Source organism: Chryseobacterium sp. AG844 (assembly GCF_003182335.1).
GTDB lineage: Bacteria > Bacteroidota > Bacteroidia > Flavobacteriales > Weeksellaceae > Chryseobacterium > Chryseobacterium cupriresistens.
Genome location: NZ_QGTV01000003.1, coordinates 300461 through 314417, shown reverse-complemented (window position 1 = coordinate 314417; position 13957 = coordinate 300461). Strand labels below are relative to the sequence as shown.

Genomic DNA, 13957 nt, shown 5'->3' with positions numbered 1-13957 from the left:
TTTATACTTGATCTATTTTAACCGTTTACTATCAGTCCTCCATTGGGGTGTAGTACCTGGCCCGTAATCTGTGACGCATCATCACCTGCCAGAAACAGGAAACTTAAAGCGATTTCTTCAGGTGTAGCATTTCTCTCCAAAGGAGGTTTATTGGGGTTTTCTTTCTTTTCATCAAAAGTTTCTTCGGTAAGTGGTGTAGCCACTGGTCCCGGAGCAACGGCATTGATCCTGATTCCCCTGGGTTTTGCCTGCAGTGCCAGAGAACGGGTGAAGGAAACAATAGCGCCTTTTGTTGCAGAATAATCAAGGAGTTCAGGATGTCCCTGATAGGCGGAAACGGAAGTGGTATTGATAACGCAGCTTCCTTCTTTTAAATAGGGGAATACTACTTTTGTTAACAAAATCATTCCGACAATATTGGAATCAAAAGTCTGTCTGATGTTTTTCTCTTCAAGCTGCTCAATACTTTCTGCAGGAAACTGAATTCCGGCATTATTAATGAGAATATCAATTTTTCCGAATGCAGAGATCACTTCTTTTACCGTTTCTTCACAAAAATCGTAATCATTGATATCTCCTTTGAAAATGATACATTTTCTATTCAGATTCTCAATTTCCGCTTTTGTTCTTCCGGCGTCGTTGTCACTGGAATGATAAATAATGGCAATATCTGCACCTTCCAGGGCAAAAAGAAGGGCAACAGCCTTTCCTATTCCGCTGTCTGCACCGGTAATCAAAACTGTTTTATTGTCTAATTTTCCTATCATAAGTCTTTTTATTTTTCTGTTGAAGGTTTCTGCATTTCTGCCATTCTATGAGCCGCCATACTGTCACTGGCTATATTCGCCATTGCTACAGAAAGTTTGTTTTTTAACCCTGATATTATTTTATCATCACCATTCATCAGAGCATGGTAACCATCTGCAGCCACTTCTTCCGGCGATGCCAGATTATCTGGGTCTTCAAGTACTTTACTTCTGTTCATATCCGCTTTATTAAAGAAATCGGTATCGGTAGGTCCCGGTAACAGAGCCGTCACTGTAATTCCGGAATCTTTCAGCTCTTCACGGATGGCCTCAGACCATGATAATACAAATGCTTTAGTACCGTGATATACCGAATGCCACGGGCCGGGAGCTTTGCTGGCTACAGATGCCAGATTCAAAATCTTTCCTGACCCCTCGGGCAGCCGGTCCTTTAAAAACAGTTTGGTCAATATGATGACTGAAATGATATTTAACTGAACAATGTCTACTTCCCTGTGGATATCCGTATCCTGAAATTTCCCGTACACTCCCTGCCCGGCATCATTCACTAATATTTCAGGGCTTATTCCATTCATTTTTAATTCGGAATAAAGAGAATAGACTTCTTCCTGTAAGAATAAATTTTTGGAGATGCTGATTACATTCACTCCACAATTTTTGAGTTCATCGGCTTTTCTTTTCAGCTCTTCATGATCTCTGGCCACAATAACAAGATCATATCCGTTACTGGCAAATTTCTTTGCCAGTTCGTAGCCTATACCGCTGGTAGCACCTGTAATGAGTGCATATTGATTTTTGCGTTCCATAGATTTATTTTAAGATTAAAAGCCTGTTAAGTTCACTTTTAAAACACCCCAAAATAAATTCGGTGTAATATAGCTGGGCATTCAGGGCTTGAGTTTTAGGATGTAATTCCAGTTTTTTAGTCAGGATGATCTCACCTTTGTAAGAGAATGAGAAATAGGCAAAAATTTTATACCCGGAATTCCGGATTGGTGTACAGTATCCGGTTGTAGCGATAGACCAGTCGGATTCGTAAAGTTTTGCGACATTTAAAGCCATCGTCTCTGCAATATTCTCTGAAACGCAGTCACATTCTTCGGCCTCCTGTCTGTTAACCTTTAGTAGTTTTACTTTTTCCGGCAATGTGTAGGCTGTCATTCCTCCTTTGTAGAACATAGAAGCATTAGGCATCTGTGAAAAAGCCAGCTGCAAACATCCTGAAGTGACACTTTCTGCAATTGAAATGGTTTCATCCGTGGTCATCAGTGACTGACTTATATATTCGAGAAGATTTTTTTGAAAGTCCATACTATTAAATTTTGAGTGATTGGTTGATAATTTATTTTAAAAGCCTGTCAGCTTCCATGGGTCAAGAACGACCTTTACACATCCGTCTTCTTTTTTATCAAAAATTTCGTATCCTTTGCTTACTTCATCAAGAGATAAACGGTGGGTAATAACATCATCAAGAGTGATTTTTCCGGTCACGACATAGTCCATAAGCCGGTCTATAATAGGATGAACATTGCACTGTCCTGCTTTAAGTGTAATTCCCTTGTCAAAAATCTGTCCAAGTCTGAAATTGTCATAATTGACGGGATAAACTCCCAGAACAGAAACAATGCCACCTCTGCGTACCGCGCTCATGCATGCTTCCAGCACTTTGATAGAGCCTTTCTCAAAGTTTAAAACAGCTTTTGCACGGTCTATAAAACTTCTTTCCGGTTCAAAACCTACGGCTTCAATACAAAGATCTGCACCCCGCCCGTCTGTCATATCCCTGATCTGTTCAATAGTACTTTCAGCATCTTCCCACAAAATGGTTTCACATCCTGTAAGCATTTTGATTCTGTCTAATCTGTATTGAAGGGTATCAATTACAATAACTTTCTTTGCGTTATGAAGAACAGCACTTTTCGTGGCCATTGTCCCTACCGGGCCTGCTCCAAAAACCGCAACGGTTTCTCCTCCTTTAAGCTCTCCCCACATCACTCCTGTGTAGCCTGTTGGGAAAATATCAGTAAGAAATAAAACCTGTTCATCACTAAGGTTTTCCGGAACTTTTCTGGGCCCAAAATTCGCGTAGGGAACTCTTACATACTGGGCCTGGCCACCGTCATATCCTCCATACAGGTCGGTATATCCGAACAGAGCTCCGCCTTTTTCTTTAAAAATACCTCCTTCCGGGCCGTAATAATCGGGGTTGCTATGTTCACATGCGGTGGGAAGATCATGCTGGCAGAAGAAACAGCTTCCACAAGCAATGGGAAAAGGAACTACTACCCTGTCGTCTGCTTTCAGGTGACTGATGTTTTTCCCGGTTTCTTCTACGATACCCATAAATTCATGTCCCATTACCATGGGTCTGGCCTGCGGAATTCCTCCTGAATACATATGGAGATCACTGCCACAAATCGCTGTGGAAGTTACTCTCAGAATAATATCATTTTCATCCAGAATTCTGGGATCTTCTACGGTATCACAGGTAATATTACCTGGTGAATGAAAAACGGCTGCTTTCATAATGTAGATATTTAAAGTGATTGGTGTTGGTGTGAAGGGTGTTTTATGATTACGCGTTTCTCTCCTTTTCAAGATCCCAGACTCTGTGTTGGGCAATTGCCTGGATGAATTTATCTGCCGGATCTCCGTCTTCCCATGTAATGATTCCGGGATCCTCATGTTGTTTAGCGGCTACATTGGAATTGTGGTAAAGCACCTCCGTATCTTTTCCAAAGTAAATTGCTTTACAGTGTTTATAAGCTTCATTGATGAAATGCAGAACCAGATGTTTGTTTTCAGCAATCATCAGCTCTTTTACGGAATCTTCTCCCGGGCAGATCGCAAGGGCATCAAAACAGACACTTGCCGTACTGCTAAGAGAATGTTTCGGAGTCAGTTCTGAACCGTCATTCAGTTTTACGGGAGCAACACTTGTTGCAATCAGTTCAACTCTGGCACCTTCTGCTTCAAGCTTTGCTTTAAGATCATTGACAGCTCCACCATCAGCACCGTTAGCCAGAATAAAGCCAATTTTACGGCTCTTAATTGTATTTTTTACCGTATTCTTCATACTTAAAGCATCAGAAACCTTTGTATGAGGTTCTCTTTCTTCGCTTTGAAGGTCTATCATATTACTATCTGCCGGCAGACTTTGATTGGGCCATTCCAGTTTTTTAACTTCCACACCTAATTTTTCTGCTACCTTCCAGGCAAGGTCTGTATCAATATAGGCAAGCTGTCCTACCAGTCTTTCCCTGATCTCAGGACGGGTTACTTTTGATAATTCAAAGATCAATGCATTCTGAAGGTGTGTTTTCTCCGGTGCAGACTGGCTGTTATAGAATAATTTTGCCTGTGAATAATGATCCACAAAACTTTTACTTCTTTCTCTGATCTTCACTCCGGAAACCCTTTCCTGCTGGGAGGTAAAGCCGCCTTCAGACATCATCGCCTGGAAAGGACATCCGCCGCCTATAGAATTCGGTTCATAGCTGCTTTTTCCTTTAACGATCTGCTGTCTCATATGACCATCTCTTTGGTTGTTATGAACCGTGTTGATAGATCTGTTGATCGGTATTTCATGGAAATTGGGAGATCCCAGTCTTGAAAGCTGAGTATCGGTATATGAAAATAATCTTCCCTGCAGCAGCGGATCATTGGTGAAATCTATCCCGGGAATGATATGTCCCGGGTGAAATGCAATCTGCTCGGTTTCTGCAAAGAAATTATCAGGATTTCTGTTAAGCGTTAAAGTTCCGAAGATTTCTACAGGAACTTCTTCCTCAGGAACTATTTTGGTAGGGTCGAGAAGATCAAAATCAAATTTGTGTTCATCTTCTTCAGGAATAAGTTGTACCCCGAAATCCCATTCCGGATAATCGCCGTTTTCTATGGCCTCCCAAAGATCACGCTTATGGAAATCAGAATCTACTCCTGAAATCATCTGAGCTTCGTTCCAGGCTACGGAATGAACGCCTAATCTGGGCTTAAAATGGAATTTTACAAAATGTACATTCCCTGCCTCGTTGATAAATTTAAAAGAGTGTACACCAAAGCCTTCCATCATTCTCAGACTTCGCGGAATAGCTCTGTCGCTCATCAGCCACATGATCATGTGAATACTTTCGGGCATCAGTGAAATAAAATCCCAGAATGTATCATGGGCAGATGCAGCCTGTGGAATTTCATTGTCTGGTTCCGGTTTTACAGCGTGTACGAGGTCAGGAAATTTGATAGCATCCTGAATAAAAAATACCGGTATATTATTGGCAACAAGGTCATAATTTCCTTCTTCGGTATAAAATTTTACCGCAAAACCACGGACATCTCTTGCGAGATCGGTACTTCCTTTACTCCCTGCGACAGTTGAAAACCGTACAAAAACAGGAGTTTCCTTTCCCAGTTCTGTTAAAAATTTTGCTTTAGTGTATTCTGCAAGGCTTTTAGTAAGCTTAAAAACGCCATGTGCACCGGAACCCCTGGCATGCACTACTCTTTCAGGAATTCTTTCATGATCAAAATGGGTGATTTTTTCACGCAGAATAAAGTCTTCCAGCAATGAGGGGCCACGTTCTCCGGCTTTTAAAGAATCCTGGTTGTTGTTGATCTTTAAGCCCTGGTTGGTGGTCAGTTTTTCATTTTCATTGGAAGTGCTGTGTACATCCAGCTGTTCTGCTTTTTTGTTGTGTTCGTTGGTGTTCATATTCATAATCTTTTTGTAGTTGGTGTATTTTCTTTCAAAAGCAGTTCAATAATGGGGCGCTGCAATTAATCTGTCTTATTTCCCAGAATTTCAAGAAGCCTGTTGATATATTCTTCCTCCTTCAGAACTTTGTAATACGCTGTTTTGGCATACAAAGTGAAGGCAGGAGATTCATATCGTATTTCGGCATCCAAATCTGTGGTTTTCGTTGTGTTATTAAAATGAAACTCACGGATATTGAGGATGTATTCTTCCATATAATTGTCTATCACTCCTTTCAGGACTTCACAGGTAGCATTATTTTTAATCTTTTCTAAAGACTTAATCAGAAAAGCCGTAACTCCGTAAGAATTCATAATAGACGGAAATAAAGACTCATTCTCTATTGCATTATTTTTATCATTCAGGCCGGAATGTTGTAAAGTGTCGTTTTCAAAAGTCATATTTAAGAATGGTTTTTAGTTATTAGAAGCTTCCATGTATTTTTCAAAATAATGAAGGTCATTTTTATCTTTTATGGATAAATAAAACATGATCTGTTCCGGTTCTTTTAATCCGATACTGCCGAAGCAGTCGAAGTGAGCAATTAATGCCTGTATATTTTCAATATCAATATCTTTCAGAATAATAAATAAAAGAAAAATATTTTTTTTGATCTCTTTTGCATAGATTGCTGCCCCATCTTCAAAACACTTCCCGGTATTCGGTATTTTTATAAAATCCTTATGTCTCAGTGTTTTTATTATTTTCTGGCATTCCATATATTTTGATTTCATGATTAAAATAAGCCATATAGAACAAGCTACATGGCTTATTACATAGTTTAGTCTTCCTGTTCTGCATCAAAGTTGATGGATGTTTCTGCAATATCTGTAAGATAAGAATCGGTGTCTTCTTCTTCCTGAAGCGTTCTTTCAAGCAGATCAGCAGCCTTATCATGTCCCATAGTTATGGCAAGCTGGGCCAGTCCGCCATAAGTGGCAATTTCATAATGTTCTACTTTCTGTGCCGCAATAATAAGGGCAACATCTCTTGTTGCAGTGCCGTCTTCTGTAGCTTTGATGACTTCTTCTCCTTCTTCAATAATCCCTTTGATAGCCTTGCATTCTTTCTTTTCAGGCTTTTCATCAATGAGTTTGAAAACTTTTTCCAAACGTTTAACATGTTTTTGAGTCTGAAGGTGATGGTCTTCAAAAGCATCTTTCAATTCTTCAGCAGTAGCTGCTTCCTGCATTTTTTCCAATGCATCCAGAATGGCATTTTCAGCAAAATAAATGTCCTTCAGGGCACTCACAAAGAATTTGTGAAGGGGTGAATTTTTCATTTCATCCTCGTTGACAGTTGCCTTGTCTGCCGTACCTTTTTTGGTGGCAGAAACTGCCGTATTGGTTTCTAATATTTTATTGGGCATGGTGTAAATGGTGTTTGTTATTAAAGGATTACCTCTTTATATATGGCTAAAGAGGCAATCCTGGAAAAAGAATTATGAATTACGTCTGCCTCCGAATCCGGAACGGCCTGAAGATCTTCCGCCTCCGTGGGAAGCCTGGCCTCCCATTCTGGCTATTCTTGTACGCTCAGATTTACTCATTGCAGCAAATCCTCTTCTTGAACTTCCTGAATTGGAGTTGGAGTTCGAGCCTCCTCTTCCTGAGCTATTACTGTTGTTTCCTGATCTGGACGAACCTCCTCTTCCTGAATTGGAACCTGAGCCTGAGGATCTGCCTCCACCATGAGAAGCCTGACCTCCCATTCTGGCTATTCTTGTACGCTCAGCTTTACTCATGGAAGCGAAACCTCTTCTTGAAGTACCATCTCCTGATGATGACCTGCCTCTGCCTCCTGATCTGGAGCCGGAACCAGAACTTGAACGTCCGCGGGAACCACCACCGGAGTTTCCTCCACGAGAACCGCCTCTACCGGAAGTAAATCTTCCCTGGCTGTCTCTCTGCTGGTTACCGTTTCCGCCTCTGGAACCACCTCTTCCTCCTCTACGGCCTCTCTGATCATCATCATCGTCGTCTTCTTCGTCATCATAATCATCATCTTCATCATCATCATAATCGTCTTCGTATTCATCATAATCATCTTCATCGTAGTCATCGTCATAATCCTCATTTTCATTATCAAAATAATTTTCATATTCTGAAAAATCATCATCATAATCTTCATCTCTGGTTGCATCGTTGAAACCATGATCATATCCTAACTGATATACTTCTTCTAGGTTTTCTGATGAATGTGACTGTCCTCTTGAACTGCGGTTTCTTGAATTTCTAGTGTTCATAACTGAATTTTTTTATTAATATTTAGTGATGTGTATTGCAGCCCGTGACTAGTATTAGACGGCAACAGTTGGATGTCGGTAATTTTAAATGATAATAAAAGCAAATGCTTTTTACGTTCCTTTTTTACTAAGGTTTAGGAATTGGATTGAAAATTTATATTTCAAATGTACGTCAGAATAATTCACTTTTTTATGACCTGGATCATGTTAATGCGTATTAATACAAAATTTTTCAGTCTTTTATGATAATTCTGCCAGATTTTTTCATCTTTTCAAGAGTCCGGAATACATTTTCCATATGCATGTCCGTAAGATTGATAATCTGTTGTCCTGCCAATTCAATGAGGAACCATTTTTAGACAGTACAACAGACTTCCATCAATATTCATACAGTTTATCATTTTCATATCTTTATAAAGATTTAAATGAAAAAAATCACAAAATTTCTATGTCAAATGAATGCTAATATAAAATTTTACGATTTTCAATTCTTAGGATCTTATCCCTTTCCATATGTTTGATGGTCCTTATTGCGGTTTCTACACACAAACCTGTAAGACTTGCCATCTGTTGTCTCGTTAAGGGAATCAGAAATGAATAAGGACGTGCATCTTTCTGGAAACTTTTCAGATAATCCATCAGTCCTTTGAGTCGTATCGAAGGATTTTGCGATGAAAGATTCTGCATCATGATGAATTTATAGTAAAGACGTTCGGAGAGAAAACTGCTGACCTCCATGTATAATTCGGGGTTTTGGTTCAGCAGATTGAAAAAAATGGATTTATGAAGCCTTAAAACAGTACATTCTGTAATAGCTTCAGCATTCATAGGATAAGGTTTTTCTATAAAAAGAATAGATTCTCCACAGCTTTCTCCGTCGGATAAAATATTCTGAATAAATTCTTTTCCTTCCTCATTATAATTATTGAGTTTTACCTCTCCATTAATAATCTGATAATAATAATTGGGAATATCACCCTCGCAGAATATCACTTCTGAAGGGCTGTAGTGTCTCGTTTCTGCTCCCGCTGAAATCAAAATGTTTTCGTCGATAACCATAATAGTTGTTTTTTGGTGTTGTTTTCTTCTTCTCCTTTTCTTAATCTTAGTAAAAATATATTGGTAATCGATATTTAATGAGTGCAAAAAGTGCACCTTAATGATTGTTTTGAAAGTTAAAAAAAGTTAAAAATACTGATAACTTTAATTGTATATTTTATTTATTGGTTAAGTATTGCTATTAAAAATGCGATTAAATTGATTTTTTGATACCACATATTTAAGCTATAATTTCAACAATTTGCAGAATACAAAACAATAAAACCCATTTTTACTTAATAAAAACGGGTTTTTCAAAGTAATAACAGAAAAAACTGCTATTTCTTTGGAATTTTATTTTTATGGGTTCCTGTGGTATCTGTAAGTTTTTTTGAGGAAACCGTATCACTTTGTATTATATCGGAAGGGATTGGGTTTACAGTGGAAACAGAATCCGTCCTGATGGTATCAGCTATGACAGTATCTGTTGTAACATTGGTTTCTGTTTTGGATTCTTTTTTACAGCTCAGGACCATAAGTCCTATAAGCAGGCTTGACATAATAAACTTCATAATGCTCTATTTTGTGGTGATGAATCAAAGGTAGACTATTATGAAGCTGTCTTCTTATGACTTAAGTCATAATGCTTTATATTTAATTATTTCGCAAATTTTTTAGTTCCTGCAACACATAAGATGACGCCCACAGTCACCCCAAGCATTCCCAAACTCACCTGTTCATGAAGAAGCCAGGCAGCGAGTGCCAAGCCAAAGAAAGGCTGAAGCAGCTGCAGCTGTCCAACAGTAGCAATTCCGCCTTGTGCCAATCCTTTATACCAGAATATAAATCCAATAAACATGCTGAAAAGCGAAATATAAGCCATTCCAAACCACCCCTGAAAACTAACATTTTCAATATCATCAGGAAAATAAATAAAAAATAGAGGAATCATAACAGGCAGTGCCAATACCAAAGCCCAGGAAATTACCTGCCATCCGCCTAATGTTTTAGATAGCTTAGCACCTTCAGCATAACCCATACCACATAAAATAACGGCAAGCAGCATCAGAATATCGCCAACAGGTGACGCTGATATCCCCTGCGAAACAGCATAGCCAATCACCAAAAGACTTCCTGTAATAGAGAAAAACCAAAATACAGGATGGGGTTTTTCGCCACCACGCATCACTCCAAATACAGCCGTTGCCAAAGGCAGCATTCCCAGAAAAACAATAGAATGGGCTGAAGTAAGATATTGAAGTGCCAATGCAGAAAGAAGCGGAAAACCTACCACACAGCCCAGGGAAACCAACAATAATGGAATTAAATCTTTTTTAACAGGACGTTTTTCTTTACCCAGCCATAATACGATAAGCGCAAGAATTCCTGCAACAGCCGCACGAACAATCGTTACAAAAATGGGGCTCATTTCCATTACGGCTAACTTAGTGGCCGGCAAACCTCCACTAAATAATACAACACCTATAAAGCCATTGATCCAGCCATTTATATTTTCATCTTTTGATAGTTGTTTTGTCAACATTGTATTCAAACTTTTTAATTGATGTTCAAAATTAGAAAGGATAATCCGATAAACACAGTATCAGTTTTGTATATTTGCATGAGCACAGTTTAACAATATGAGTAAAGAATTTTTGTACACGGAAATTGCAGACGGAATTGCAGGACAGATCAGAAATGGTATTCTAAAGGCCGGAGACAAGCTTCCTTCAGTGAGAATGCTATGCAAGGAGCATCAGGTAAGCATGAATACAGCCAAGCGTGTCTTTCTGGAGCTGGAATCCCAGTCTTTGGTAGAATCCAAACCGCAGTCCGGCTATTTTGTAAGTCAGCTGCTTTCAGCAAAACTCCCTTTGCCGGAAGTAAGCCGTCCGTCATTGATCGCCAATAATGATGAACCGGATGAGCTGATCAGTAAAGTATATGAAAATATGGGTAAAAAGGATCTTACCTTCTTCTCTATCGGAATTCCGTCCGGAGATCTTTTGCCTCAGGCTAAACTAAAAAAAGAAATTGTGAATGCCACCAGGGAATTAAAAGACGGTGGTACCGAATACGAGGAACTTCAGGGAAATCTGAAATTAAGAAGAATGATTGCAGTACGTTCCTTACAATGGGGAGGCAATCTTAGCGAAAATGATCTCATTACCACCAATGGCGGAATGAATGCCCTTTCTTTCTGTTTGATGGCTTTAGGAAAGCCAGGAGATACCGTCGCGATCGAAAGTCCCTGCTATCCCGGAATTCTTCAGCTGGCCAACGGGCTGGGATTAAAGGTACTGGAACTTCCTACCCATCCTACTACGGGAATAGAAATTGAGGCTTTAAAAAAGTTAATTCCGAAAATAGATCTTTGTCTCCTGATTCCCAATTTTAATTCACCGTTGGGAAGCTGTATGCCTGATGAAAATAAAAAAGAAATTGTAAAAATACTTTCTGAAAATAATATTCCGTTAATAGAAGATGATGTGTATGGAGACCTTTATTTTGGTTCCAGCCGTCCGAAATGCTGTAAATCTTTTGATAAAGACGGAAATGTACTGTATTGCAGCTCTATTTCAAAGACTCTGGCTCCCGGTTATCGTGTAGGCTGGATTGCTCCCGGGAAGTATAAAGACAAAATCATGAAGCTGAAACTTCTGCACTCTACTTCTTCTATTTCCATTGTGAATGAAGCAGTGGCTAATTTCCTGAAATCCGGAAAATATGAAAAACATCTTCAGCAGCTTCGCAGAACATTACAGATCAATTACCAGAACTATGTTCAGACCATTGCAGAATCTTTTCCGGAAGGTACGAAAACCAGCCGTCCCCAGGGAGGCTTGTCTTTATGGATAGAATTTGATAAAAATATCCGTACAACAGAACTATATGATCTGGCTATCAAACAGAACATAAGTATCGCGCCCGGAAGAATGTTTACTTTTCAGGAGCAGTTTGAAAATTGTATGAGACTCTGCATAGGGCTTCCATGGTCGGAAAATACACAGGTCAAACTCAGACAGGTTGGACAGCTAGCCAAAAAGATTGATTTGAGGTAAGGAAGATAGAGGCTGGAAGGTGGAAGTGATTATAGTTTTAAGAATAGATTTTCTTAATAAGGGTGTTTAACAGTTCTTTGTGTTGACCAGAACTTCTGGCTTCCCTCTCCCATCTTCCAGCTTTTTTTATTTATTATCCGGGATGAAATTTTTCCTTGCCAGTTCTTTTCTTACTCGGCTCAGACTCTCAGGAGTAATTCCAAGATAAGATGCAATCATCCATTGCGGAACTCTCAGCAGTAAATCCGGATACATTTTGATGAATTTCATATATCTTTCTTCTGCAGTTTCTCCCAGCAAAGAATTGATCCTGTTCTGAAGACTCCTGATATGTTTCTGAAGAAGAAAATCACTTCTTTCAATACTGTTCGGAAATTGTTCTACCAGTTTGTTGAAGAAGTCAGGATGGAGAAACAAAACTTCAGAATCCTCCACGGCTTCTATATAATAAATAGACTTTTCATTGAAATAAAGACTGCTTCGGTCAGAAATCAGCCAGCTTTCCGGAGCAAACTGTATAATATGTTCTTTTCCGTTTTTATCAATGGAATACATTTTTAAAAGCCCTTTTTCTACGAAGAATATATGACGGCATATTTCGCCATATTGCAAAAGAAACTGATTTTTTGGAATTTTCTTTACTTCATAGTGCAGGCTGCAGGTGTTCACATTCTGAAGCGGAACGTTTAAAACTTTGGCTAAATAATTATTTATATTCTTCATGATACAATCTGGCTTAAAGAAATATCCTGGTGTGAAGCACTGTTAACAGGTTTTCCGTTTTCTATGACAATCAGCTGCGGGCTTTCATGCCTGATCTCAAAATCTGCTGCTATTTTGTTGGAAACAGGTCTGTGAGCCAATAAATCCAGATAATATACATGTACCGGCTGCTCAGAATTCTCTACTTCTTTTTCAAAATTTTTCAAAACTGTCCTGCTTATGAAACAGCTTGTAGAATGCTTGAATATGGCGATCTTATTTTGAAAAGAATCTTCTATAGCTTTGGTAAGATCCTCTTCAGATTCTATCTTTTTCCAGAATGTTTTTTGCTCAGGGTTTTCACTTTTCCCACCGAATATTTTATCAAAAAAACTCATACATTAAATTGTTTTAGATGATGATCAAGATGTTTGAATTCTAAAAATGTCCAGTCTTTTTCAGTCATGTTTCCGAATAGTCTGTGGTGATCCGGCAAATTGCCATTTTCAAAGGCTTCCCGGAATTCTTCCAGCGTTTTCAGCAGATTGGTTTTTGATTCATCAAAATCACATTCAAAATTAACGATTAGTTTTTGAAAAGTAGGCATGTTTCTCGGAATTCCATTATTGAAAACATACATTTCTATTTTCGTAAAAATCCCTATTGCCCCAAAAAAGACATTGATGCGGGGAAGTTCAACATTTTTTAAAGCAACCTGAAGAACCAGATCACAGTGCTTTAGCATTTGGCACACGTTCATTTTTCCCCATCTTCCGATAGAGTTTTCAGATAACAAAGAAATTCTATCTATAATTTCCTGATAGTATATTGGATTATTGAGACTCTTCCTTACCAACCTTTCTCAATCTTCAGGGTTTCAATATGAGCAAAATGATGATTACAGTGCCACACGTACAAAGCAAGGCTCTCTCTTAAATTATAATTCTTATTATGCTCGGGATGATGGAAAGTCCTTTCAAACTGTTTATTGGTTAGGCTTTTAAGAAGCACTACCCATCTCTGGTGGGTTCCTTTTAACATTCTCATTGCCGGTTTTACAGGCATATGAAAGCTGTCCTGAAGCTCTGCCCATTTTGCCTCGTCATACGGTTTTATGGTAGGGTTGTCTTCTGTGAGGGCCAGTTTAAAACGGATAAAACTGTTCATATGACTGTCTGAAAGGTGGTTTACAAGCTGTCTTACCGTCCAGCCTCCTTCTCTGTAAGGTGTATCCAGTTGATCGTCTGTAAAGTGTTCGATGAGATTCTTTAGCCGGCCGGGAAAGTCTTTAATGACTTTGATATAAGTATCCAATGTGATATCACAGATGTTTTCGGGCACTTCAAACGGTCCTATGGGGAACTTTTTTTTCTCTAAATCACTCATTACTCAG

17 protein-coding genes are annotated in these 13957 nt (G+C 38.9%); 1 reads left to right on the top strand and 16 read right to left on the bottom strand.

The genetic code is table 11. The annotated features are described in order from the left end of the window. Nucleotides 1–17: 17 nt before the first annotated feature. From DEU40_RS05325 to DEU40_RS05270, 12 genes are all read right to left on the bottom strand, one after another. A complete protein-coding gene (locus DEU40_RS05325) occupies nucleotides 18–767 on the bottom strand; it encodes an SDR family oxidoreductase (RefSeq protein WP_110008865.1) in 750 nt (249 codons plus the stop codon). Between the two features lie 8 nt (nucleotides 768–775). Continuing rightward, entirely contained in the window at nucleotides 776–1573 is a 798-nt protein-coding gene (locus DEU40_RS05320) for an SDR family NAD(P)-dependent oxidoreductase (RefSeq protein WP_110008864.1), read from the bottom strand. 4 nt (nucleotides 1574–1577) lie between these two features. Beyond that, nucleotides 1578–2078 (bottom strand): CinA family protein, encoded by a 501-nt coding sequence (locus DEU40_RS05315; RefSeq protein WP_110008863.1) that lies wholly within the window; start codon nucleotides 2076–2078, stop codon nucleotides 1578–1580. A gap of 36 nt (nucleotides 2079–2114) precedes the next feature. After that, nucleotides 2115–3293, bottom strand: coding sequence for a zinc-dependent alcohol dehydrogenase (locus DEU40_RS05310; RefSeq protein ID WP_110008862.1), 1179 nt, complete (start codon nucleotides 3291–3293; stop codon nucleotides 2115–2117). Between the two features lie 49 nt (nucleotides 3294–3342). Then, nucleotides 3343–5481 (bottom strand): catalase, encoded by a 2139-nt coding sequence (locus DEU40_RS05305; RefSeq protein WP_110008861.1) that lies wholly within the window; start codon nucleotides 5479–5481, stop codon nucleotides 3343–3345. Between the two features lie 59 nt (nucleotides 5482–5540). Further along, nucleotides 5541–5918: a hypothetical protein gene (locus DEU40_RS05300; RefSeq protein WP_110008860.1), complete on the bottom strand. Its 378-nt coding sequence runs from the start codon at nucleotides 5916–5918 to the stop codon at nucleotides 5541–5543. A gap of 15 nt (nucleotides 5919–5933) precedes the next feature. Then, a complete protein-coding gene (locus DEU40_RS05295; protein WP_110008859.1) occupies nucleotides 5934–6251 on the bottom strand; it encodes a hypothetical protein in 318 nt (105 codons plus the stop codon). A gap of 47 nt (nucleotides 6252–6298) precedes the next feature. Further along, nucleotides 6299–6886 (bottom strand): ferritin-like domain-containing protein, encoded by a 588-nt coding sequence (locus tag DEU40_RS05290; protein ID WP_110008858.1) that lies wholly within the window; start codon nucleotides 6884–6886, stop codon nucleotides 6299–6301. A 72-nt stretch (nucleotides 6887–6958) separates the two neighbouring features. Next, nucleotides 6959–7762, bottom strand: coding sequence for a KGG domain-containing protein (locus DEU40_RS05285; protein WP_110008857.1), 804 nt, complete (start codon nucleotides 7760–7762; stop codon nucleotides 6959–6961). Nucleotides 7763–8224: 462 nt separating this feature from the next. Further along, nucleotides 8225–8821, bottom strand: a complete 597-nt coding sequence (locus DEU40_RS05280; RefSeq protein WP_228406448.1) for a Crp/Fnr family transcriptional regulator — start codon at nucleotides 8819–8821, stop codon at nucleotides 8225–8227. 317 nt (nucleotides 8822–9138) lie between these two features. After that, complete coding sequence (locus DEU40_RS05275; protein ID WP_110008856.1) at nucleotides 9139–9372, bottom strand: hypothetical protein; 234 nt, start codon at nucleotides 9370–9372, stop codon at nucleotides 9139–9141. 86 nt (nucleotides 9373–9458) lie between these two features. Then, nucleotides 9459–10343 (bottom strand): DMT family transporter, encoded by an 885-nt coding sequence (locus tag DEU40_RS05270; protein ID WP_110008855.1) that lies wholly within the window; start codon nucleotides 10341–10343, stop codon nucleotides 9459–9461. A 97-nt stretch (nucleotides 10344–10440) separates the two neighbouring features. On the opposite strand from DEU40_RS05270, the gene DEU40_RS05265 reads away from it, so the two are divergent. Beyond that, a complete protein-coding gene (locus DEU40_RS05265) occupies nucleotides 10441–11862 on the top strand; it encodes a PLP-dependent aminotransferase family protein (RefSeq protein ID WP_110008854.1) in 1422 nt (473 codons plus the stop codon). Nucleotides 11863–11988: 126 nt separating this feature from the next. Here the strand turns inward: DEU40_RS05265 and DEU40_RS05260 are convergent, their stop codons facing one another. The 4 genes from DEU40_RS05260 to DEU40_RS05245 are packed head-to-tail and all read right to left on the bottom strand — an operon-like array spanning nucleotide 11989 to nucleotide 13950. Next, nucleotides 11989–12585 (bottom strand): Crp/Fnr family transcriptional regulator, encoded by a 597-nt coding sequence (locus DEU40_RS05260; RefSeq protein ID WP_110008853.1) that lies wholly within the window; start codon nucleotides 12583–12585, stop codon nucleotides 11989–11991. Further along, the gene (ytxJ, locus tag DEU40_RS05255) at nucleotides 12582–12962 is read right to left on the bottom strand and encodes a bacillithiol system redox-active protein YtxJ (protein ID WP_110008852.1); all 381 of its coding nucleotides are present in this window, start codon (nucleotides 12960–12962) and stop codon (nucleotides 12582–12584) included. The genes DEU40_RS05260 and ytxJ overlap by 4 nt, the downstream gene beginning before the upstream one ends. Next, nucleotides 12959–13420 carry a DUF1569 domain-containing protein gene (locus DEU40_RS05250; RefSeq protein ID WP_228406447.1) on the bottom strand — a complete coding sequence of 154 codons (462 nt, stop codon included), beginning with the start codon at nucleotides 13418–13420 and terminating at the stop codon, nucleotides 12959–12961. Before DEU40_RS05250 ends, ytxJ begins: the two co-directional genes overlap by 4 nt. Next, nucleotides 13414–13950 carry a YfiT family bacillithiol transferase gene (locus DEU40_RS05245; RefSeq protein WP_110008851.1) on the bottom strand — a complete coding sequence of 179 codons (537 nt, stop codon included), beginning with the start codon at nucleotides 13948–13950 and terminating at the stop codon, nucleotides 13414–13416. The genes DEU40_RS05250 and DEU40_RS05245 overlap by 7 nt, the downstream gene beginning before the upstream one ends. Nucleotides 13951–13957: the final 7 nt, after the last annotated feature.